Genomic DNA, 24,059 nt, shown 5'->3' on the forward strand with positions numbered 1-24,059 from the left:
TATTTATTACCCATTCTCATTGAGGCTATGTTATACCTAGTACATCTTACAAGCTAAAAATTTCGTCCATCAATATCCACTTTTCACCTTCTTTTGCTTGCGGCAACGGTTGTTGATATTTCCACATCAGACGCTCCCACTCTTGTACTTTTGGGTTGCCTGCATCCATTGCTGCTTTCTTCTCAAAGCTAAAATCATCCGCTACCACCATGATCATAAACAATCGATTACCCAATCGATAGATACGCATGTCGATAACACCTGCTGTTTGAATCGAGTCCCTGATTTCAGGTGAAATCGCTCGATGGTGCTGCTCATATTCTTTAATCAATTGCTCGTCATCTTTCAGATCAAGCGCCAGTGCATATGTTTTCATTTGATAAAGTAAAAATTCAAAAGTAAAAAGTAAAAACCTCGCAGGGCATCATTCATCACTACTTAACTATTTTCCCACTCAACTCTCCCATTAATTAGCTCATTGACTAATCATCACATTGGCTCATTTACTACTCAACTACCCTATACCCTTTCCATCCATAGTAAAAGACAACCAAAAAACATATTAACGGAACCAGATAAGCAATTTGTATACTGTTAGCAGCAACAGAAACAAGCCCCATCAACAAAGGAATTACGGCACCACCTATAATGGACATAACCAAAAAAGATGAGGCGATTTTAGTTTCCTCACTTGTAAGATCTTGTATACCGAGTGAAAAGATGGTAGGATACATAATGGACATAAAAAAGGGAACGGCTACCAACGCATACAAGGCAACTGTACCAGAAGTGAATACGGCTACTAATAAAAGAACAGAGCACAATAAACCATATAAGGCCAATAAAGACGCTGGCTTTACATAACGCATTAAAAAGGTACCACTAAAGCGTCCTAGCATAAAGCCAACCATCGCCACTGATCCAAATAAATAGGCTGCATTTTTCTCCCCCATATCAGCCACATGATTCGCGTAGCGAATAAAAAAACTGCCAACGCCAACCTGCGCACCAACATAAAAAAACTGACTGATAACTGCCCCAAGAAAATGCTTATGCTTAAAAACCTTCAGTGAAAAATTAGTTCCAACAGCATGCACATCATTTGATTCCTCCTCTTGACTTTCGGGAAGTTTCGTCATAATAAATAACAATAATAGCGCAACCACAATACCGGCGATCACAAGATACGGTACTTTCACTGTATCTGCCTCTGATTGCAGGTAAGCATTCAGTGCGGCAGGGCTCATTGCAGCCAATTCATCTCGACTATGTTCGATTCCGGACAGAATAAATTTTCCACCTAAAATAGGCGCAACCACCGCCCCTAAACCGTTGAAGGATTGTGCAAAATTCAATCTTTGCGTTGCCGTTTCCTTATCGCCCAACACGGCAATGTAAGGGTTGGCAACTGTTTCGAGAAAGGTAGCACCAGCCGCAATGACGAAGATGGCCGAAAGAAAAAATACATAACTTCTTTCGGAAGCAGCAGGTATAACCAAAAGAGAACCAATAGCATAAAGAATCAGGCCAAGTAAAATACCTTTTTTGTAACCAAATCGCTGCATATACAGCCCTGCAGGAATGGCTACTACAAAATAACTTATGTAGGCAGATGTATCAATCAATGAGGATTGCAAATCGTCTAAAGCAAAGGCCTTTCTCAGATGTGGAATCAATATCGGATTTAAGTTATGGAGCAGCGCCCATAGAAAAAACAAGGAAGTAACTAAAATAACGGGTATCAGAACGCCTTTTTTCGACATAAAATAATATTAGGTTCAGTTTTTAATCAAAATAAATTCATTTCTATTGGTAAAGCCAATTACAAATTAAGTGATTTGGCTCTTTAATTCCCTTGCTCATTTTAGCCAATCATTAAGCTATTTTAGCATATTTATTTTATATTTGCTGAATTAGCTGACCATACAACTGAATGAGATCGATCAAACCTCGTCTTATTTAGCCTAGCTAAGCACCTAATAGAAGAAAAATGAAGCCTCAATTACTTAAGCTCAGTACGGCGCCAACGCAATCTTTCAGCGTCCGTCAGGATTTTGTTCCTTATGTTAACAATAGATGGCATTATCATGCGGAAGTGGAATTAATTCATTTTTATAAAGGAAAAGGAATGCAATTCATTGGAGATCAAATTAATCATTTCCATCCCGGGGATATCGTTTTGGTTGGTTCTCAACTACCACATTATTGGCGATTTGATGATCATTATTTTGATGCGCAAAACCAGGATACGGCAGATGTCCGAGTCGCTCATTTCAATGAACATTTTTGGGGTCGGGACTTTCTGGAACTACCCGAAAATATAACCATCAAACAGTTACTTGAAAAAGCCCGTAGGGGTATTCAGGTAACGGGCGAGGCTAAAAAAAAGGTCAGCCTCTTATTAGAGCAAATGCTTCAATCAGCGGGTACTCGTCGCATTATTTTGTTGATGGAGGCGCTCCATGCCATTGCTTCTGATACATCGTATCGCCTGATTTCTTCCATTGGCTTTCATCCGAGCTTACAAGATGACGAGAAAAAACGGATTAACAGTATATTTGACTATACCTTAGCTAATTTTCGGCAAAAAATCAGTTTGGAAGATATTTCGACGATTGCCGGTATTAGTTCTAATTCTTTCTGCAGGTACTTTAAGGCAAAAACCGGTAAAACTTATTCTCGTTTCCTCTTAGAAATTCGCGTCGGACATGCTTGTAAGCTCTTAATTGAAAATAAAATGAGTGTCAAGCAATTGTGTTACGAAAGTGGCTTCAACAACTTCGCAAGCTTTCATAAATACTTTAAACAAATAACGGAAAAAAGCCCTTTGGTTTACCAAAAGGCTTTTCTGGAGAAGAGTTAAGAGCGTAAAGCTGAAAGGTAAAGGAAAACTAACGGATGAACGACGTGTGTTGAACTGACAACTATTTAGTGCCATCACAAACACCCCGAAAATAGCCAACAGATTCAGCAATACCGGCAAGCGGGTCTTTCATATCTTTTTCATATTCTAAACTACAAGATCCTGTGTAGTTTACTTTACGCAGCATTTTTACATAAGCAGGGATGTCAATCACACCGCGGCCAAGCTCACAAGTTGTTCCATCTTTCGCCGCCGCCGTTACATTTTTTAGGTGCATGTCGAAGATTCTTTTGCTGTACTTTTGCAAATCGGCAACTGAATCACGTCCATCACGTTTATTGTGTCCCATATCAAAGCAAACACCCAATCGTGGATCCAAATCCTTTATCAATTCATAAATAACCGACACATTAGGATAAAGTTTATCTTCAGGTCCATGATTATGTATTGCGTAGCGAATATTATATGCCTTTGTTTTTTCAGCAACATAGGCTAAATCTTCGTGATTGGGAATTCCAATGATCAGATCTACACCAACTCGTTTGGCATAGTCAAAGCCTTTATCAATCTCTTCCTTCGTTTTCATATAAATAGGCCCTACGGCATAACCGGTAACATCGAAGCTTTTCAGCTTCGCATGAAAGGCTGCAATTTGCTCGGCTGTGCTGTCATATGGTAAATGAAAATCCTTAATGCACAAATAATGTACATCTACTTTTTTCATCATTTCCAACGATTGATCTAGATTAAAATTGACAAAGCTATAACCGGCAATTCCGAGCTTGAAAGGTTCGTCCTTTGCGCTCCTGTCGGTTAATGGTTGAGCCTGGCTGCTATTATAAGTGCTATCGATTAAGGTTGCACTGACCGCTCCTATTATACTTTTCTTTAAAAAACTTCTTCGTGTATTCATCGTTAAACTTATTTTTTCTTAGCCAGCTCCAAAGCTTTGGTTGTTACATAATATTTAGCAATCATATTGGGCACTTCCCAATCAGGCAGTTTACCTTCCTTCAAATAAAGGAGGTAATTACTGGTTACCTGTCCGAAATGCTCTTCATGAACCGTTTTCAATACTTCGGGTATATTAATTCTGTAATAGCCGTCCTTTAGTTTTTCAGCAGCAATACCGGCATATTTCTTTGCAATTTGGGCAACAGCTTCTTGCACTATTTTTTCGAAATCCGCTTGTTTTCCTTCTGCAGCTTCCAGGTAGAGAACAGGTTTGTAATTTTCTTCTTTGCCCTGTTTAATGATCAAATTGGCTTTTGATCCCCGCATGATCGAATAATGCGTATCACCGGTTCCCACAGGTGGCTCAAAATTCCATTTCACAACAACTTTTGCATGCACATCTTTAATCGTGTAATTGATCTCACCGTTAGCAAACACGCCCAATTCACCTTTTTCATTCACATGATCCTTTAACGTTGTTGGAAACTCTTCTTCTGTCGCTTTCTTAAATTGTGCGGCACTCAACCAAGTAGGCCAACGTTTGGCGGACAAAAGCTTGATATCTTTTTTATAGTCGATTACCTGTTCCGGAAACCCTTCCCACTGCACTAAATCAACGAGGTGCGTCGTAACATCAACAATGCCTTCGCCTTGTTGATTCACGTCAAAGAACCAGGTAGGACGAATGAGCGGTTTACCCGATACATTCTTAAAAAAATGATGCACGCTTTCTTTAGTTATTGCCGGCTCTTCGGCAGTACCCTTTTGAAGCTCGCCAAATAAAGCAGGGATTTGAGAAAATTCTTTTTGCAAAGTAGCGGTAATCTCAAATCGTTCGGTCATAATATCGTACAGCAGTACATTCTTTTCTTTCGCGGAAGCAAATGCCTTTTCCAGTTTTTCGAAACCCGTAACATCGATAGCCATCGGCTTATCTGCTAACACGTTTAAACCAGCGTCAATAGATTGCGTAATGTAATCGATCTTCTTTTGATTGTTCCCCGCAAGCACGACTACATTACCTTTTTTGTCAGCGATCATTTTTTGCAGATAATCGGCTCCTGTATACACTTCTTCTTTCCAATGGGTCGGATCATCTGCCCGTTTGTTATAACCGTCAACTAACGCCAAATGCGCCTTTAAATCTTTACCATCCGTTGGTGCGTATACATGTACGACACTATCGACATCAGGGTACATCGACTTTTGCACCAATGCCGCATGAAAGTGCCCCGGATCTAAGGTAATCAGACGGATGGCCGATTCGCTGTCTTCTTGCTTTTCCTTATTCGACTGATTATTACAGGCTACTGCTACTCCTCCGAGTAGCAGCAATCCGGCAGCCTTCATAAATTGTTTTTTAAACATTTGAATTTTTATTTTTTACTTTTTAATTTATTCAGCCCTTCACATAATTCGTCCCATAAGGAAAACGTTGTGGCCGGGCCAGCGTTGCGTTCGCTTCCTCATCACCTACAAAACGTTCTGTTTTGCCATCCCAGGTTAATTTTTTTCCCAGTTTCATCGCTGTATGCGCAACAATACAAGCTGAGCCGACACGTTGCGCAACCTCCACCGGGCTAATTGTTTCTTTCTTGTTTTTAATACATTCCAGCCAATTGGTATGTTGTTCAGGACTTTCGTAAAGATGCACATCATTCGGCCCTATTTCCGAAGTTAGTATTTTTTTATCACTCGCATAGAAGGCCTTATTTTCTTTACCGTCAGCAGAAGCGGTAGGATCTGTAGCCGTAACCCCAACATTTCCACGAGAAACAAAAATCCAACCTTCTGTTCCTTCAAAACGAACGCCATTAGGAAACGTATCGCGCACCTCCACTTGTACGTTATTCGGATAAAGTGCGTGAATCTCATATTTACCATGCACATCCCACAAGCCACTTGTTGGAAATTCCGCTTTACCTTCAACTTCCAATGGTCCTCCCAGCTCTTGATTCATCCCCCAGTGCGCAATATCAAAGTGATGGACTCCCCAACCGGTAATCATACCTGCGCAGAACTGCTCACAACGCAACCAACCAGGTCGTTCACCATCGATTTCTGTCTGTGAATGCACACGGTCCTTCGTATAATACACGGAAGGAGTCGATCCTAACCATTTGTCATAATCCAAGTTAGCAGGAACCGGCATCTGTGCGGTATTCCCCCCTGCAGGATCGATCGGGAGACCAATCTGTATCCGTTTAAGTTCCCCGATACGACCGTTTCTAACTAATTCACAGGTTCGTTTAAATTGAGGCCAAGGGTTCATAGAACGTTGTTGTGTTCCCAACTGAAAGATCACGCCTGATTTCTTCACGGCCTCGGCCATCGTTCTACCTTCTGCAATAGTCAGCGCCGTTGGTTTTTGTAAATAAATATGTTTTCCTGCCAATGCTGCTTCCATTGCAGGTTGTGCATGCCAATGATCGGGTGTGCTAATCACAACGGCATCGATGTCTTTAGCTGCTATAAGATCTTTATAATCTCCATAAGTCTTCACGTCGATTGATGTTCCAAATTTAGCCATATGTTTTTGCGCTATCCACTTTTTGCCCTGTTGTAAACGATTACTGTCAAAATCAGCAACTGCCACTACATGAACATAATCATGTTTCATTACTTCTGGCAGGTCGTGGGTCATTCCAATACGGCCAAATCCGATCTGACCAATGTGGATGCGATTACTCGGTGCATTTTTTCCGAAAACAGAAGCAGGCACAATCGTTGGAAAGGCCGTTGCTGCAAGTAATACGGCTGAACCTTTGGTCGACTTTTTAATGAATGAACGACGGGTTAATTGGTTTTTGTTCATATCTTATCATATTTAGTATCTATACATTTGCATTTTGCAATCCGGATTTCTCGCTATTCAACAAATCCATATTGTAGGTCATCGAAAATCCATGCTATCGCAGCACTAACTATTTGGCCGATTGGTTAATTATCCGATCAATACGTTTAGCGCTCGCTTTGCTATAATCTCTTCCCCTTTGCTCGCCAAGCGCCCATTGGATACCTCCTAAAATATGTTTTCTAAAATCAGGATCATCATAATCTTCTTTTTGATGCCCCAAAGAAGTATACCAAGCACGTCCTCCATCAAACTCATGGCACCATACCGATGGAAATTTATCACCGAAAGTGATGGGACGTCTTTCGCGAACCTTATCGATTGTGGTCAAATCATTCACGGCGATTACCTGTAAATTCACGTCCATCTCTTTCAAATAATAGCATTCATCTTTGGCTCTTTTCCATCTTGAAGGTAGATGCGACACAGAAGGATGATCGCCATCGATCAACAAGACATCAAAGGATTGCCCTGGCTCATGCCAATCGAAAGTGCCACCTAATAATTGCTTAAACCAGGGCCAATGCCGTTCTGTTCCAGATGCTGAATGAATACCGACAAAAGCACCTCCTGCTTGGATATAATGCATCAATGCTAAGCGTTGATCGTCGTCCTCGAAAACATCGTTATTTGTATTGGAAAATACCAGCACATCGTATTGTTTTAATTTTTCATCGGTAAAGTCCTTGGGATTTTCACTAAAATCAACCGTAAAGCCGGTCGAAGCAGCGATCGCTCGCAAGGCCGCTTTTGAATTTTCGATATTGTCGTGAACAAAACCTTCGCCATTTTTAGTGTATACCAATACTTTTACTTTCTTCCATAAGATAGACTGCCCATATACAACATCAGCATGGCCGTGGACCACCACGATCATGAACAGGTATTTTAACCATAAAATTTTATTCACCACAATAGATTATTATTCTTTTGGTTTTTATTTTTGACAATTTAAATAATTGGTATTGAGTCATTTTGTTGTCCCCTAAATACTTATCCATAACCACAACAAATACAATAATAAGGATAGCCACCCTATTTTCATCGCTTATAGCCTTAAAAATTAACGATAACGATATCGTAAAATGAGACAATAGGGCTAAATTATGAAAAAGGTTTCTCGAGACGGTCCAAAAGAGAACCATAGATTTGTTTTATATGGTCAAGGGCGCTACAACTATAAAGGACATCGCAAGGGTACTCAATGTATCCTTCTCAACCGTATCAAAGGCATTGCATGGGCATCCAAGTATTGGCGCTACAACCAAAGAGCGTGTAATCGCAACAGCAAAGAAACTCGACTACAGTCCTAATAGAACAGCCATTCAATTTAAACAACAGAAGAGCTTTACCTTAGGAATTATTGTACCAACTTTGCTGGACCATTTTTACACACATGCTGTAAGTGGGTTTGAAAAGATCGCATCGGAAGCAAAATATACCGTGTTAATAGGGCAAAACAATGAAAGTCTTCAACGTGAAAAGGAGCTTATATCTGCTATGCAAAGTAATCGTATTGATGGTTTATTGATTGCTATCTCAAAAGAAACCAATAACATTGATCACCTGCGCAAACTAGAACATGCTGGCATTCCTGTTATTTTCTTTGCCCGAAAGCCCATTAACGAAGTTTACAGCTGTGTCAGCAGCGATGTCTATCATGCGGCCATCGAGGCTATTCGTCTTTTTGTTTCACGTGGACATCAACGCATAGGGTTTATAAACGGACCGTCTCATTTCTCTACCAGCCGTGACCGCTTCCTAGGATACCGGGATGGTTTACTAAAAGAAAACATAGCGCTGGACCAATCATTGATTGGTGAAAGCGACTTTACTACTGGAAAAACTGCGCAATTGGTCAGAAACCTACTACACCAGTCTTCTCCTCCAACAGCCCTCTTATTATTTAAAGATTACCTGATGTTAGACGTAATGACCTGTCTTCGTAAAGAATTCTCTGATCAATATACTAGCATCGAGCTGATTGGTTATGGAGCGCTGCCTTTATTTAGCCACTTTGAACACCCTCCGCTCGCCTCATTAAAGGAACAACCCTACGAAATTGGCGTCAAGGCTGGAAGCTTATTGCTCAAAATGGTACATAATCCAAAAAGCATCCATCAGCCCCAATTGATTTCATTGCCGTGCACATTACATTATTTTAAAGAACTAGAGCCTATTTGATTGGGCAACATATGTCTGCCAATAAGCGTCTGCTTCATCAGCCGAAAGCTCGCCATCGAACACAATTAACCTATACTTAAGCTTATACCGCTTGCCAGGTAACAATATCCAATCTTTATTCTTAGACGGCGAGAAATTAAAAAAAAGATCTCCATCGCCGTTCATCCCCGGCGGCCATACACGAATAGGTTCTGGATGATTAAAATTGTCTGGATGAGACAAAAATAAAATACCCGCATTTGCCCCGTCTATTATCCCGGAAACCATTGCCCAACGCGCTAACGAGCCATCTGCATCTATGCGGCTCTTTCCTGTGGAGGTTAGGACTTTGCTATTTTTGTCCGTCCATTGGTCCGTGGCTCTGAAACCCAATCCCGCATAACGGTAAGCTTGCATGGTTACCGTGTCTTTTTTAGGTTTCAAGGTAGAAACTAAATCAAAACAATAACGTTTGTCATTGATAGGGCTAATTGTTGCTTCCCAATCTTCATTCAGGATGTTAACTTCCTTATTAGGCTCAGGATAAATCAAATGATGAAGACGTGCACTAAACCCTATAGAATTCCCTTTTGCCCACTTTTTGTTAAACTTTACATGATCCACACGTCCTTTCCGATCGCCTATATTCCAGAGATCGTACAACTTCCCTTGATACACTATATGGGTCCACGGATTCCAGATGCCGTAATGATGATAATGGTCCGACGGCTGGATGCGCGTAAGCATTTTTCCTGAAAGGGTGTTTAAAGGATGGATAAAGCCGCTTTTGCCAAAGACGCTATCGACACCCGCTGGCGGATATTTCGTTTCATATTGGTAGCCCAACAGGTAATGGCCTTGTTGATCACTCAACTTAAGCAGTCCATTTTCCTCTGTCACTTGTTTTTCCTGGGCCTGGGGAATTAAATACGTCATTAACAGTCCAAAAAAGATCAGTTTTGTTTTTTTCATCCGATAAATTTGTTACAAGTGTTGATGAAGCCTACATGAGCTATTCATAACCCTTTTGTGAGCTGCCGCTCATGCAGGTTTCATCATAGAATTTTCAAATAATTTAGCAATTTATTTTTAACCACAAAATTATTCCGCCGCTGCCCGTGCATGCCCGTCTTCAATAATTTCCGTTAACGGCGGAACATTATTCTCAAAACCCGAATAGCCTTCATTCTGATTGATCACACCTTGTGTATTACTGTTAATGGCGCCAATCGGAACTGGCCATAGTACATGATAAGGGCTCATGGTATATGGCACGCCAAAGTTTGTTCTTACCCCCTTATTATAGAAATCGCTTACGGCCATTACGCGGTCATAAAAATAATTATCTCGTGAAAAAGTTTCAAGACTATAGGTTTTACCGTTTTCGGCTACTTTGCCTGTCAATGCGAAAATGTAGGCGATACGTGTCAATTCCGATTTACGGGGTTCCTCATAATATAGTTCACGAGTGCGTTCATCTAATATAGTTGCCATATTCACTTCTGCCGCTGTAATCGGTGTAGCCTGTGCTCGGTTCCGCACTGCATTAATGTCAGCCGCTGCACTGGCCAGGTCACCTTTCCAGAAATACGCTTCCGCACGGAGTAGGTACGTTTCCGCTAAACGAAAAACATACCAGTCACTATTTCCACCATCGGGGGTTACACGTTGCGGATCTTCCACATATAGCTTATAATGAGGCCAACTGAACCAATTCCTAATCGTATCGTTCGTCAATATCGTGCCCCGATCATTTCGATATTGCAAAGGCTTTCCATAATAGGGGTCTTTTCCTTTGAGTGAGGGTGCGTTATAGACTAAATCCTCCATATCCATCCAATTGCCGGGTGCATGACGCAGATCGGTACCATCTGTCCAAATCTCCTTCTGGGTGTGCCAGACAGGTCGCACGCGGGCGATTCCTCGCCCATAGGCAGTTACCTGATCGATTTCAGCACCCGGCTGATCAGATGTCGCCCGATTACCTGCTGGTGTCACGTTACCTGTATTGCCCCAATTCGGCAATGCATTCCGCATCGACCGGGTCCCCCCGCTAACATTACCATCAATATTGATACGATCGATCACCAACATTAAAGCCTCTCTATTAGAAGCTAAAGATTTATTTTCGGGACGATGTAAATCCCAAATAACGTTTCGCGTCGCATCGTTTACATAAGCACCGAAACGTTCGGTCATCAAAGCATAGGTTCCACCATTGATCACATTGGTGGCCGACTGTATTGCATCGTCAAACAAGCCCAGCGCAAGATTCACCTTCGTTAGCAGATGGCTCACAGCTCCTTTCGTCACCCTTCCTTTAACACCTCCATCCGGTACCCATTCTTGGGCAAATTCCAGATCTTCCTTCATCTTTCGCAAGATCACCTCCCGTTTGGTGCTATAAAAGTCTAATTTAGGCCCCTGTGGTTCCTCGAGTATCAAAGGAATATCGCCAAATTGCTGCGTTAACCGATAATAACGGTAGGCCCGATAAAAATACGCTGAACCTAGTAATTGGTTCCGTTCCTCCTCCGAAGCATAATCCTGTGGAAGATCAATATAGGTAATCGCCGTATTGGCATAGCGAATAGCCCGATAACCTTCTCGCCAATACCAACCAATCCGGTTTTCAAATTCAATGTTATCCAAATTGCCATCAGGTGTGATAACTAGGTTCAGATCAATGGCCGGTCCAGGCTTATCGGTGCTACCCGATACTGCAATGTCCGAATAGATGGTTTCCGTTACAATGGGCGCACCATCACCATGGGTTTCAATACGCATATTCCGCTCGCAAGCTACCAGTGTAGCCCACAGTCCATCGGCGGACGAAAACGTTTCTTCTGGCGTGTAAAAAGATAAGGGTTTGGGTTCCAAAAATTCCCGCTTGCAGCTTGTTGAACAAAGTATTAAGCCACTTAATCCGATATATATAGTTTTTTTTAAAAGCTGTTTCATGCTATTCAGTATTATAAGGTGATATCCAAACCAAAGGTGAAAAAACGAGGAGTGGGCCCTGCATACTCATCAGGATTCGAATCATTCCATTCCGGATCCCAAAAATCCCATTGTGGGGCATACATTGCCGCATTCCGTACATTAAAATAGACGCGTAGGTTTTGTACTTTATAACGACTGATGATGCTTTTCGGCAAATTATAGGCTATCGAGACGTTGTCCAGTCGTATGAAGGAGCGTTTACGGTAAATATTGAAACCAGAAGCACTTCCCTCGCTCGAGCTAATTCGCGCCCATTCATTTGATGGATTATCGGGCGTCCAATACGGAAATTTATAGGAGTTTTGTCGGTCGGGAAAACCGTTTCGACTCTTCAACCAATTAAACGGTTCGGAATGTCCCCAAAGCGAATACATCATAAAGGAAAAGGTAAAGTTTTTATAGATCTGAAAATCGTTTCGCAAAGACCATCGAAAACGTGGTTCCCTGAAACCCACGAACTGCTTGTCGTCATTATTAAACCTCCCGTCATCATTTACATCCTCCAATTTATAATCGCCGGGTTGCAAACCATAGCGTGCTGCAGCTTCTTCCTCACCCAGCTGGTAAACACCTAAGGCCTTCCAGTCCCAGATCACATCCGTCGGCTGTCCGATAAACCAACCATTCCCTAAATCATCCAATTCCTGTCCGTTAGCATCTAAATCACCGTACAATTCTTGAATGGAGTTACGATTCAGCTGAAAGGTCGCCGTTGTTCGCCAAGAAAAATTATCGCGTTGCATATTATTTGAGTTCAGCGTCACTTCAACACCACGGTTCCGCACTCTTCCCAAGTTGCTCATCACAAGATCAAAGCCCGTTACATTAGGTAATCTTCTTTGTACCAATAAGTCGGTCGTATTGGACACATAAGTCTCAATGCTTCCATCCAAACGGTTATTAAATAAGGCAAAATCCAAACCTAAATTATATGATGCAGTTCGCTCCCAGCGCAATTCACGGTTGCGCATACGATTCACCCACAACTGATTCACCTGTACGACCGTACCATCTGGTTGCACGTGTAGATATTTTCCAGTGGTCAAATCTGCAAGCGCCACGTATCGCCCGATGTCTCGGTTGCCGTTACTACCCCATGAAGCCCTGAGCTTACCATAATTGAACCAATTGCTCTTAAAGAAAGGTTCATCGGTAAAGATCCAAGCTGCCGCAACCGAGCCGAAGTTGGCACGTGGGTTCTGTTGGCCGAATGCTGAATAACCATCCCGGCGAAAAGTCCCCGTAAAGGTATATCGGTCTTTAAAAGAATAAACCAATCTGGCCATCAAAGCATCTCCTGTGCTATATTGATCTCCGGTTCCGTCTGGCCCATAGTCTAAAATGGGATTGATCCCCGAGGGCAAGCCGTGATAGCCCAAATCATCGTTTGGATCAAAGTTATCCGCTTGCATCCGGTCTTCCCAGCGTTGGAATTTCTCCGCGTTCACTAAAAACGTGGCGTCAAAACGGTGGATATCATTCAATGTCTTTTTCCAGGTCAGAATATTATCCAGTTGCCAGTAATAAGTTTGTCGGTGCCTTCTAGTGGCTCTCCCTCCAAAAGCCGCCCAAGATTCATGGCTAGATTGCTGATGATTATATTCCTCCAACATCTCTAGCTGTGGGGTAAAATTTGTGCGAAGCGTTATTCCAAAAGGCAGGTCCAGTTTAGCAAATATAGTGCTATTTAAGGATGTCATCCGTTTTAGAAAATCCCGATGCGAGGCATCATAACCCGGATTAACTCCCCCATTTGGCTCTCCATTCGGCCGCCAGATCAATTCACCATTTTCATCATATTGGCTTCCCCATGGCGACAAATTGACAATATTCCCCCAAGCGTAACCAATAGCACTTTCATTCCGCGAAATAAATTGGGTATTCATACCAACTTGCAGGAAATTGGTAATGTTAGCCTCTATATTCGCACGGGTTCGCAGGGTTTTGAATCCGTCTCCGGTAATAATTCCTTCGTTGTTCATATAGCCTGCGCCTAGGTAATAGGATATATCTTTGTTTCTACCGGATACACTAATATTGTGATCTTGTCTCAATCCGTTTTGGAAAGCGACATCGTACCAGTCGACCGACTTGCCCGCCAAATAATTATCAATCTCCACCGGCTGCAGGTTTAGACGACGTAACCAGGCTCTTACTGGATCCCCTGTTGAACCGTCATAATCTAACCAATCTTCAATACTGATATTCGATGGTAAATTACGTGGGTCATCGAAACGATAAGGCTGTGCATTCCGGTTAATGCTTTTCATCACATCCTGTCGCCAAGGAACGAAGGTCTCTGCATCATGTACCGGTTGGTTCACCGCCATCGTAGCCAGGCCAATGTTCATATTATAGTTTATGAGCGGCTTACCTTCTTTTCCTTTTTTTGTCGTGACGAGAATGACTCCGCTGGCCGATTTGGCACCAAAAACGGCCGCAGCGCTTGCGTCCTTCAACACATCAACCGTTTCAATATCGTTGGGATTGATATCTTCCCAGGCACCATAATAGATGGCGCCATCTAATACAATCAATGGGCTGGTACTGGCATTCAATGAGTTTCGTCCTCTCAATTGCAAGCTCCCGCCGCCTTTTGCGCTACGATTATATCCGACATTCAAACCTGCTACATTACCCCGCAACATATCGCTCAACTGTGCCGGCGCTTCGTTCTCAACGACTTCACTGCGCACTTGCGATACCGCGCCGGTTAGATCTCGTTTTCGCGTGGTTCCATACCCTACAACCACCACTTCTTCTAAGTTAGCCATGTCTGTCGCTAACTCCACTCGAATGGTTTGTTGTGCCTGCGCCGTCCGCTCTTGCATCACGTAACCGACATAAGAAAAGGTAAGGATTGCGTTTGGTCTTACATTTCGAAGCTCAAAATTTCCCTTGTCATTTGTACTAATACCATTTGTTGTCCCTTTTTCTTTTACTGCAACACCGGATAAAGGAACATTATCTCCTTGGGAAACAACCGTTCCTCTTACTGTAATGGTTTCTTGTGCATACATAAAAGCAGGAACAAATACAAGCAACACCACTGCCTGCCATCGACAGAAATAAAAGGTGCATAAAACGTTTCGTAGAAAAGTTCTTATCATAAGTTAGCCTCCTGGTTTTGAAAGAGCAAATGAGCTCTATTGGTTGTTATACGGTTAATAAAATTTAGTTTAGATTCACTAGTTCAGCGGGCATAAAGTTAGGAAGGCATATATCGTTCTGAATATTTCACAAGCCTCCTCTGAGACAGAATACCTGAAAATAGTGCTTTACGGGTTTGTTCAAACGTTGTACTTATTTTAACAAGGTTGTCACCATTACATTCAAAAACATAAAAAGAAACTAATAAGCGGATTCTGGTTGATATTCAGCTGGTAGTTGACAGGAGAATAAGTGACAATTAAATGGGGCTGTATCATAAGTAGTTGATACAGCCCTTAACTATTTTCAAATATTTGGTTATTTTAAAAGCCTTTCACTTCCGATAAACTCTACTGTAACAAAGAACTCAACTTAGTTATCTGTCCAATGGGCAACAGATGAATTACATCCGAGACGTTCAAAAAGGGATACCTGCAGAAGATATCAGGCAAAAGATGGTTGAGCTGTCCGTTAAATGGAGTAGTCATTAAAACAAGTGGTAATCGGGTCGCTGAACTCATTCATCAGTTGATGGATTATAGGGTTAAAGCTCGTCAGCTGTTAAATTCGGAACAGGGGATGCAAAACAAAAGAAACTATGTTGGGATGTAGAATCAGTCTTCGGAAATATCAAACAGGATCATCGGTTTCAACGCTTCATGCTCAACGAAAGGAAAGATAGAATTGAATTGGGGGTTATTGGCTATTGCACAAAAACTAAGGAAAAAGCAGCCTAAAATGGTACTTTTTATAAACTTTTTTTCAAATTGGATGAAATATATCATTTGTATCAAATACTCAGTATAGATATTAACGATTAAAAAAAAGAAACCGTATCTAACTTTTAAGTTTTGATACGGTCACTTTTGTTCTCAGCAGAAGGATTTATGGATTTTGGGTTAATCCTTCTTGAAGTAAAATTTGGCTTTCGGGAATATATTCAACAGCGGCCTTATCCTGATAGTTAACTTCCATAATCGGGTTGCTTCCTAGCAAGTGTGCCCCAGGGAAATGGCGGCTTAGGTTTTGCTTCGTTCGAAATACATCCATTTTTCGATGACCTTCATAAGCTAACTCCAACCGTCGCTCTTGTAGCACAACAGCTAAGACGGACTTATTCTGTAAATTTCCGGTATTGTAAAGACCTGCAGCAGGTATCCCTGCACGTGTTCTGATGATATTTACGTCTTCCAATGCTTTGGCATCATTGCCCAGTTTAGCATTTGCTTCGGCACGGTTCAGATACATTTCCGCAAGTCGAGAAACAACAGGTGACCACAGATGGGCTTGTCCTTCCTGCCCTGAACATTTTAGAATGTAGTATTTTGGAAAACCGTTTCTAACCGCTAGTTGCTTCTCGATAAGAACGCGTCTCGCTTGACCATTGATCGAAATAAAATAGTGATATCCTCCATGCCCGTCAGGCGTTTTATCCAAGGTAGTTTGGTTTCCATTCTCCATGTATAGGTAGTCGTCTCCTTGCTTCGTCACGGTTTTCCATCGATACATAGATTGATCATCTACATAAATCGCCCACAGTACACTTTCATTTTCCACCACAGGTTCAATAAATCCGTTGCGTACATCTTCAGGATATTCACGTAGAAGTTCGAGATAAGGTCTGGATGCATACATTTCGCCCCAACCGGAACCGAGAATAGTCGCATATAGCGAACCTATCGTACCCCATCCATTATCGGCGTAATCGATATTAGGCTTAAATTTAATCGCAAAGATGGTCTCTTTGTTTCGTTCAGGTTGTAGTGTAGTGTACCCCGACAACTCTTCCGTAGCTAATAAATTATATTTACCGGAGGTTATGACGCGATCTGCATAATCGCGTGCTTTATCGTAGACATCCTCATACAAATACAATCGCGACAATAGCGCCCAGCAAGCCTCTTTTGAAGCAAAAACATTTTCCTTTTCAACCGTAAACAAATCTGCGGCCTTCAAAAGGTCGTTTTCAATCTGATCGTAAACCTCCCCGACCGTGCTCCTGTTTGGATGACTAAAAGCATCCGTATCTAATTTTAGCGGTACCCCCAAGTTGTCTCTGCCTTGATTATAAGGGCGACCAAAAATATCAACCAATTGAAAATGAATAAACGCCCGCAAATAATAATTTTCTGCCAATAGTTGGTTATTGGTAGTGGATTCTTGCTTCTCGACTGCATCAATTACTTTATTAGCGCCTACAATAATCTTATACGAATTTGTCCAATAGCTCGTTGCCCGCGCATTGTTTGGCAGTCGTTGATACGTGTATACGTAAAACAAATTATCAGTTGTTGTTCCACTTACAGAAACATTATCTCCTGCAAACTCATGTAAGATATGCCAATCGGGAACCCAAGCTTTCATCATTTCATAATTCCCTGCTGTAGCAGCTTCCAAACCAGTTTGTGTGTTCAACAAATCATCGGCAACGGCTTGATCATATGGAGCTTCGTCCACACTGCAACCACTGATTATACTTAGAAATAGCAGAACAAACAACCCGTTATATTTTTTAGCTTTTCGCATTTTTAAGTTCATTTTAAAGTGACAAATTAATTCCAAACGTAAATCTTTTAGGTAGTGGATATGGCGATTGCGTATCGCTCGAGACACCAAAACCTGTACCTTTTTCCGAATAATCCAAGGTAGGGGAATATACGGAACCATTGATCGCAGCTTCCGGATCAACACCGGAGTAACCTGTAATGGTGATTAGGTTATCAATTGAGACATAAGCGCTCAACGCTTTCAACCCTAAGCGTTTGGTAATTGTTTCCGGAAAATTGTATCCGGCGGTGATGTTTCGCAACCGCAAATAACTTGCATCTTCGAGGTATCGTGACGACGTTTTATTTGAGTTAGCATTTCCACCATAAACTAATCGGGGATGTGTTGCATTTGGGTTATCCGGCGACCAGCGAGTCCAGTCCCCTTTTAACACTTGCTGGTTATAAGTTGGATAAGCACCATCGCTATCAAAAGTTTCTCTACCATAATTGTAAACATCAGCACCGACGGAATAGGAAAGATTCGCGGACACATAGGCGCCCTTATAGGTAAGATTCGTAGCGAAGCCTCCAAAAAAATCAGGTGTTGATGTACCCACTCGTTGTAATGTGGATTCGCTATAATTACTCGTCAAGCTAACCTCTCCGCTTTCCGGATTGATAATTTCCCATTGGGGGTCTCCATTTTCCGCATTAACACCTGCCCATTTCCGCATATACCAGGTATCGATATCTTGTCCGACTTCTATAATTCGAAATCCTGAAATTTGACGCCCGTTATACAGTTCCGTAATCTTATTTTTATTTCTTCCAATATTGGCATCCACATGCCAGCTAAAGTCCTTAGTCTTAAAAATATCTGCACCCAGGGTGAGTTCTATTCCCCGATTTCTTACGGCACCTATATTGTCCCAGTAGCCACTAAAACCAGATACCGCAGGCAATGGAACGAAATGCAAGAGATCGCTGGTACTCTTATTATACAGTTCAAAGGTTCCTTGGAGTTTATTGAAAAGACCAAATTCAATTCCTGCATTCGTATCATAAGCCCTTTCCCATGCCAAATCCGTATTACCTAACTGATTCGGATAGGCAGCAGGAACGCCATTATACTGAGCAGAAAGCGAATATAATTCGTACTGGGGGTAAATCGATAAAGGTGTGTTCCCCACACTTCCATGCGCTAACTTTAAGCGTAGATAATCTACCTGTTCAAGCTGAAAGAACGCTTCGTTATGTATATTCCAAGAACCACTTATGGCATAAAAATTACCATATTGACTACTTTCTCCAAATCGGGAAGCGCCATCTCTGCGGAATGAAACTTGTAAATTATACCGATCGTCGTAACTGTAATTGGCATTCATTAAGAAGGACTGAAATCGGTAATTAAACTTGGCGCCTGTCAAGCTTAACGGTTCAGACGCGGCGCTCAGGGTGGAAGCACCGGCGACAATCCCAACACCAATGCCATCCATATCACTGTAATGATAATCGCTATACTCGTAAGCAGCCAAGGCATTCAGTTGATGTTTTCCGAAATTATGCTGGTAGTTCAACATTTGATTCGTGAAACGGGTTGTTCGTTTGGCATTAATTTGTTGAATTTGTCCATTGGTACTTAAACCAGCATTCGATTGGGGATCCGTATAACCGAGCGATTCAGCATTTACATAAGCGACGTTATTTGTCGAAATAAACGAGAGATCATCCGTAATTTTATATTCCAGATCGAGATTCGCCAGGCCGTTAAAATTAGTTCCTCTTGTATAATTCCACTGCAAATCATAAAGGTAATTATTAAAATCTCGACCATACCATGTTGTCCCTGTTGCCTGAGGGTTGATAGCTGATCCGTCATCATTATAGGGCTTGTCCCAAGGCAGATAACGAAACATATCATACAATGAATGCTGCCGATCATCTGTTTTGGTATAAGTAGCAGATAATTTGGGTTTTAGCGTCAAGCGCTTATTCACCTGATAGTCGAGGTTCATTCTTCCTGAAAACCGTTCATAGCCATATCCCTTAACCGATCCTTTTTCCTTATAGTAATTTCCCCCCATATATACCTTTGCCTTCTCTGTCGACCCCATATAAGAGACATTATAATCTTGCGTCAACCCGTTTTGGGAGCCCAAATCAACCCAATTCGTATTTGTTTTCAGTAAGTCTTCATTGAAATAATCAGGTATCGAAGTGGGGTTACTGAATTGTGAATAATAATCGTAAAGTTCCTGTCCATCCATCACGTTGAACTTTCCTGTATTAAAGACAGCAACACCCGATCGGGCATTCGCACTGATGGTGCTTGTTCCTTCTCCTTTCGCTGATTTAGTCGTTACGACCATTACCCCATTTGCACCACGAGAACCATAAAGTGCAGCTGCTGCGGCGTCCTTTAAAACCGATATACTTTCGATGTCTTGCGGATTTAAATTTGGAACTCCCTGCCAGATAACGCCATCGACAACCCACAGCGGGTCCACCGATGAGCTGATTGAACTTTTACCACGAATACGGACCGTTGGCTGTGCTCCTGGACGACCTGTGTTGGCGGCAACATCAACACCGGCCACCTTTCCTTGCATCATGTTAGACACATTAGGCGATGTAATGTCTTGAAGCTTTTCACTACGCACGGTCGCAATGGAACCGGTAAGATTCTGTCTCTTTTGTGTACCATACCCTGTAACAACAACCTCATCTAACGCAGAGACATCCTCTTGTAAGGTAATATGAAGTGACGACTGCGTACCGACAGAAACTTCTCTGGGTATAAAACCTACATAAGTAACCACCAAGGTTTTAACATTCCCCTGAAGCACAAGCGAAAATTCTCCTTCCGCATTCGTTTGCGTCCCGTTGTTCGACACCCCCTTCTCGACAACGGAGACGCCAGGCAAGGGATTACCCTGGCGATCGATCACTCTTCCCTGGATTTTCTCTTGTTGCGCTAGCACATTTTTCAAGCAAAAAAGGCATAACAGCAGCATTAATAATGATTTGTTCATATTTGTTTACGATTTGTTAAGTAATTAACTACGGCACGCGTGTGCACATAATTGAAATCATCAGCGGTATTTTGATTCTTCCTTCTCTTTATCATCAGCAATATTATCGTTCTCATGATAGTATTACAAATCTCGATGGCACGAAATCGATTGCGTAAATTTCATTTCCAACTCCGCAATCGATTGCTTAAAGTATGTAATATCTTTTTTTTGAATTTTGATGAATAAACCCTAAAAAAACAGTAAAATGGCATTAAAATTCAAAAAAAAGGCCGCGAGCAATGCCCGCAGCCTTAAAAAACATCCATTGAACAACCTTATTTGAGTGGAACAATGCGATAACTGTATGAAAAATCTGAAAAAGGAATTCGATATTGCTTTAAGGGCTGAGACCCCCAGCTATCTATACCTTGTAGACCAATCTGATTTAAATCGAGATGCATAAATATGGCCTCTTGCTTCAGCAATTCTCCCGAATGATATTGCTTTTTTTCTGCTTCCGGGTCTAAATCATCCAGTGAATAAGGTAAAGCAGAGAAATTCAATAAGCTATCCGTATATTCAAATCGCAGCCCTCTTCCCTTGTCGTTCGTTAAGCTCACCCATCTTACATCGCTCTTGTTGCCACTCTCTTGTGGCCTTGCGTAAGGAAAATACTGCTCTTCTAACTTTTGTTTATAAAGCCCAACCAGCGAAGCAGATTTTCGATCCCAATAATTTTCCCAAGGCCCTCTTCCATAAAAATCAATCCTGTGTAAAGAACGATTGAGCGTTAAGTTATTGCCGGCTCGCATCAATACTTTGTGTTCCCCTTTTATTGCTTTAAACTGGTTATTTACCAATAAGCTTCCATTTGGATAAATCGTATACCGTTGTATCATTTCAGCATCTCCCTGCAATAATTCTTTTTTGATCGTAACGTGATAAACTGAATTTTCAAGTTTTATAGCGATGGAGGCTGATCGTCCCTCTTCATACGCTTTGCGCCAAGCGCGCAGTTTCGTATGATATCCAGCGCCAATATCATTGTCTGTTGGTGCTCGCCAAAAGGAGGGTACGGGCCCTTGCGCAAGGAGTTTCTCATCTCCTTGTGTATAGTAAAGCATCGTACCGGACTGCCGATCGAAACCGACCTCAAAACCCTTCCCTTTGATAACGGCGGTATTTCCACGTTCTTCCAAGGACAAGCGTCCGGAAGTTTCCGGATTGACGGCAAATGGTACTGGTTTATTAAGCGCAAACTGATCATAGGCTAATTCATATCCCTGTGCTAGAAAGGGTTCAGCGGCTTTCAAGGCATAATGTACATTAATAAAATACTCTTTTCCTTCTCTTATGTGTGCCGCTTTGATCGGTAAAGTGACAACCGTGCTATCCTCAGGTGCCACATCCAAGTGCGCTACTGTTCCTTCTTGTACGGCCTTTCCATTCTCCAAAAGCGTCCAATGCAGCTGAAAGTTAGCTAGATCACGAAAGAAATAGGTATTCTTAATCCGAATCCGGAAGTCGCCAATATAACTGGTTTTGATATATTGATGTACTTTTTTCAACTCTACCGCCATGGGGGTTAAATCGCGATAAGCGGTTACCACCCCCTTTACACAGAAGTTGTTGTCCGTGATGTTTTGATCTACCGGTCCTTCCAAAGGGAAATCACCTCCGTAGGCCATGATCTGCTTTCCATTTTTTACCGTATCCAAAGCCTGATCAATCCATTCCCAAACGTAACCACCTTGTAGAGAAGGGTTATTCTCTATGACATCCCAATATTCCTTAAAATTACCTAAGCTATTTCCCATGATATGTGCGTATTCACTCATAATCATGCTTCTATCTTGAACTTTGCTCGAAAAATATTTAAGATAATCCGGTCCGGGATATTGCGGCACCAACATATCCGTATTGTATTCGTCTCCCGCTCGCTCGTATTGCACCGGTCGATAGTCACGTGCTTTTAACCAATCGTAAGCTTCGTACATATTTACCCCATTTCCCGCCTCATTCCCGAGCGACCAGGCAATGATTGCCGGATGATTTTTATCGCGTTCATACATCCGATAAATTCGGGCGAGATGCGTCGTTCGCCAAGCGGGGTCATTGGCAAAAGTATACTCTAGATCATAATAACGTCCATGCGATTCGATGTTCGCTTCGTCAATGACATAAAGACCATATTCATCGCACAAAGCCATCCAATAGGGATCGGGAGGATAATGCGAATGCCTTACGGCGTTCACATTCAACTTTTTCATCATCTCCATATCCTTCCGCATATCTTCTTTACTAAGCGTATGCCCGGTGCGCGCATTGTGCTCGTGCCGATTTACACCTTTGAAAAAAACCCGCTTACCGTTCACGAGCACATTTGCACCCTTTAATTCAATACTTTTGAAACCGACCTTGGTTGGAACTACTTGTATCACTTTGCCGGATTTATCCTTGAGACTTAAGTAAAGGGTGTAAAGGGTTGGTATTTCGGCCGACCATTGTTTGATTTGTGGAATCTCGGTTTCAAAATTGACTTGCTTTTTATAGCGTCCAAGTACCGATTGTACACCCTTACTTTGGCTTTCATAGATTACCTGATCACGGGCATCGCGCAAGGAAATTGCTAAAGAAAAAGTATCCGGTACACTGGCTAAGGTATTCGTATCCACTTTATAGCTTTGAATCAGCGTGCTTACTTTAAGTGTTCCTACACGATAGTTATCTTTAAGGCCAGCCTCCACTTTGAAATCGCGTATATCTAACTTTGGCGTTGCATATAAATAGACATCCCTTTCGATGCCGGATATTCGCCACATATCTTGGCACTCCAGGTAACTTCCTGCACTCCAGCGATACACTTGTAGCGCCACTAGATTTTTACCCGGTTTGAGGTACTTGGTAATATCAAATTCAGCGGCTAATTTGCTATCGGTGCTATATCCAACTTTCTTGCCATTAATCCAAAGAAAGAAAGCCGATTTCACCGCGCCTAGATGAATAAATATCTGTTTACCATCCCAGTCTTCCGGGAGTGTAAAACTTCTCCGATAGGAACCTACAGGATTATTATCTTCGGGAATGTCATAGGGAGGATTTAAGCGTGCACCCATCTTTTTTCGTCCCGTAAATTCATAGGGGTGATTTACATAGATAGGTAAACCATAGCCGTTGGTTTCCCAGTTGGCCGGCACCTTAAAGTTGTCCCAACGACTGTCATCAAAATCGAGGTGATAGAAATCAGTAGGTCTCTTACGCGGATCTTGCACCCAGTTAAATTTCCATGTTCCATTGAGCGATAAAAAGTTCTGCGATTTCTCCTTATCGAAAGCCTTAGCTTTGTCCTGACTTTCAAAACCAAAGGCATCTGCGCGCATAGGCATTCTGTTCAAAGCGACTACCTCCGGACTCAATAATTCCGAAGGCAACTCTTGTGCATAAGTACGAACAAATAGGAAAGAGAATAGAACTACTAAATGCTTGGTCATTTTTCCGAAGATTAGGCAATAAATTCAACTGTTTTTATAAAATATTGGCCAAACTATCGAAAAAAAAATGCTGTTACA

At 42.0% G+C, this 24,059-nt stretch carries 14 protein-coding genes; 2 read left to right on the forward strand and 12 right to left on the reverse strand.

All coding sequences use genetic code 11. The features are described from left to right. Window positions 1-46: 46 nt before the first annotated feature. Both RYH73_RS25320 and fucP read right to left on the reverse strand, forming a co-directional pair. Window positions 47-376, reverse strand: a complete 330-nt coding sequence (locus tag RYH73_RS25320) for an L-rhamnose mutarotase (RefSeq protein ID WP_335316223.1) — start codon at window positions 374-376, stop codon at window positions 47-49. A gap of 130 nt (window positions 377-506) precedes the next feature. Next, a complete protein-coding gene (gene fucP / locus RYH73_RS25325; RefSeq protein ID WP_335316224.1) occupies window positions 507-1,763 on the reverse strand; it encodes an L-fucose:H+ symporter permease in 1,257 nt (418 codons plus the stop codon). Window positions 1,764-1,990: 227 nt separating this feature from the next. Here fucP and RYH73_RS25330 point away from each other — a divergent pair, with 227 nt between their 5' ends. Beyond that, on the forward strand, window positions 1,991-2,863 hold the full coding sequence (locus RYH73_RS25330; protein WP_335316225.1) for an AraC family transcriptional regulator: 873 nt from the start codon (window positions 1,991-1,993) through the stop codon (window positions 2,861-2,863). Window positions 2,864-2,924: 61 nt separating this feature from the next. On the opposite strand, the gene RYH73_RS25335 is transcribed toward RYH73_RS25330, so the two are convergent. From RYH73_RS25335 to RYH73_RS25350, 4 genes are all read right to left on the reverse strand, one after another. Next, a complete protein-coding gene (locus RYH73_RS25335; protein ID WP_335316226.1) occupies window positions 2,925-3,776 on the reverse strand; it encodes a sugar phosphate isomerase/epimerase family protein in 852 nt (283 codons plus the stop codon). Window positions 3,777-3,784: 8 nt separating this feature from the next. After that, window positions 3,785-5,185: a putative oxidoreductase C-terminal domain-containing protein gene (locus RYH73_RS25340; protein WP_335316227.1), complete on the reverse strand. Its 1,401-nt coding sequence runs from the start codon at window positions 5,183-5,185 to the stop codon at window positions 3,785-3,787. A 31-nt stretch (window positions 5,186-5,216) separates the two neighbouring features. Beyond that, on the reverse strand, window positions 5,217-6,632 hold the full coding sequence (locus tag RYH73_RS25345; protein ID WP_335316228.1) for a Gfo/Idh/MocA family protein: 1,416 nt from the start codon (window positions 6,630-6,632) through the stop codon (window positions 5,217-5,219). Window positions 6,633-6,741: 109 nt separating this feature from the next. Further along, entirely contained in the window at window positions 6,742-7,581 is an 840-nt protein-coding gene (locus RYH73_RS25350; protein ID WP_335316229.1) for a ThuA domain-containing protein, read from the reverse strand. 248 nt (window positions 7,582-7,829) lie between these two features. Between RYH73_RS25350 and RYH73_RS25355 the strand changes: the two genes are divergently transcribed. Beyond that, window positions 7,830-8,855 carry a LacI family DNA-binding transcriptional regulator gene (locus RYH73_RS25355; protein WP_335316230.1) on the forward strand — a complete coding sequence of 342 codons (1,026 nt, stop codon included), beginning with the start codon at window positions 7,830-7,832 and terminating at the stop codon, window positions 8,853-8,855. On the opposite strand, the gene RYH73_RS25360 is transcribed toward RYH73_RS25355, so the two are convergent. From RYH73_RS25360 to RYH73_RS25385, 6 genes are all read right to left on the reverse strand, one after another. After that, entirely contained in the window at window positions 8,841-9,806 is a 966-nt protein-coding gene (locus RYH73_RS25360; RefSeq protein WP_335316231.1) for a PmoA family protein, read from the reverse strand. The genes RYH73_RS25355 and RYH73_RS25360 overlap by 15 nt on opposite strands. Window positions 9,807-9,935: 129 nt before the next feature. After that, complete coding sequence (locus RYH73_RS25365; RefSeq protein ID WP_335316232.1) at window positions 9,936-11,795, reverse strand: RagB/SusD family nutrient uptake outer membrane protein; 1,860 nt, start codon at window positions 11,793-11,795, stop codon at window positions 9,936-9,938. A gap of 11 nt (window positions 11,796-11,806) precedes the next feature. Further along, a complete protein-coding gene (locus RYH73_RS25370; RefSeq protein ID WP_335316233.1) occupies window positions 11,807-14,947 on the reverse strand; it encodes a SusC/RagA family TonB-linked outer membrane protein in 3,141 nt (1,046 codons plus the stop codon). A gap of 925 nt (window positions 14,948-15,872) precedes the next feature. After that, on the reverse strand, window positions 15,873-17,513 hold the full coding sequence (locus RYH73_RS25375) for a RagB/SusD family nutrient uptake outer membrane protein (protein ID WP_335316234.1): 1,641 nt from the start codon (window positions 17,511-17,513) through the stop codon (window positions 15,873-15,875). Window positions 17,514-17,526: 13 nt separating this feature from the next. After that, a complete protein-coding gene (locus RYH73_RS25380; protein WP_335316235.1) occupies window positions 17,527-20,508 on the reverse strand; it encodes a SusC/RagA family TonB-linked outer membrane protein in 2,982 nt (993 codons plus the stop codon). A 317-nt stretch (window positions 20,509-20,825) separates the two neighbouring features. Next, complete coding sequence (locus tag RYH73_RS25385; RefSeq protein ID WP_335316236.1) at window positions 20,826-23,981, reverse strand: glycoside hydrolase family 2 TIM barrel-domain containing protein; 3,156 nt, start codon at window positions 23,979-23,981, stop codon at window positions 20,826-20,828. Window positions 23,982-24,059 lie beyond the last annotated feature (78 nt).

It is taken from the genome of Olivibacter sp. CPCC 100613 (genome assembly GCF_036959255.1).
Taxonomy (GTDB): Bacteria; Bacteroidota; Bacteroidia; order Sphingobacteriales; family Sphingobacteriaceae; genus Olivibacter.

Bases quoted from the DNA above. Each gene is read 5' to 3' on its own strand.
- RYH73_RS25355 (WP_335316230.1), top strand. From the start codon at position 7,830: ATGGTCAAGGGCGCTACAACTATAAAGGACATCGCAAGGGTACTCAAT.
- RYH73_RS25340 (WP_335316227.1), bottom strand. From the start codon at position 5,185: ATGTTTAAAAAACAATTTATGAAGGCTGCCGGATTGCTGCTACTCGGA.
- RYH73_RS25365 (WP_335316232.1), bottom strand. From the start codon at position 11,795: ATGAAACAGCTTTTAAAAAAAACTATATATATCGGATTAAGTGGCTTA.
- RYH73_RS25385 (WP_335316236.1), bottom strand. From the start codon at position 23,981: ATGACCAAGCATTTAGTAGTTCTATTCTCTTTCCTATTTGTTCGTACT.
- RYH73_RS25360 (WP_335316231.1), bottom strand. From the start codon at position 9,806: ATGAAAAAAACAAAACTGATCTTTTTTGGACTGTTAATGACGTATTTA.
- RYH73_RS25380 (WP_335316235.1), bottom strand. From the start codon at position 20,508: ATGAACAAATCATTATTAATGCTGCTGTTATGCCTTTTTTGCTTGAAA.
- RYH73_RS25330 (WP_335316225.1), top strand. From the start codon at position 1,991: ATGAAGCCTCAATTACTTAAGCTCAGTACGGCGCCAACGCAATCTTTC.
- fucP (WP_335316224.1), bottom strand. From the start codon at position 1,763: ATGTCGAAAAAAGGCGTTCTGATACCCGTTATTTTAGTTACTTCCTTG.
- RYH73_RS25335 (WP_335316226.1), bottom strand. From the start codon at position 3,776: ATGAATACACGAAGAAGTTTTTTAAAGAAAAGTATAATAGGAGCGGTC.
- RYH73_RS25370 (WP_335316233.1), bottom strand. From the start codon at position 14,947: ATGATAAGAACTTTTCTACGAAACGTTTTATGCACCTTTTATTTCTGT.
- RYH73_RS25375 (WP_335316234.1), bottom strand. From the start codon at position 17,513: ATGCGAAAAGCTAAAAAATATAACGGGTTGTTTGTTCTGCTATTTCTA.
- RYH73_RS25320 (WP_335316223.1), bottom strand. From the start codon at position 376: ATGAAAACATATGCACTGGCGCTTGATCTGAAAGATGACGAGCAATTG.
- RYH73_RS25345 (WP_335316228.1), bottom strand. From the start codon at position 6,632: ATGAACAAAAACCAATTAACCCGTCGTTCATTCATTAAAAAGTCGACC.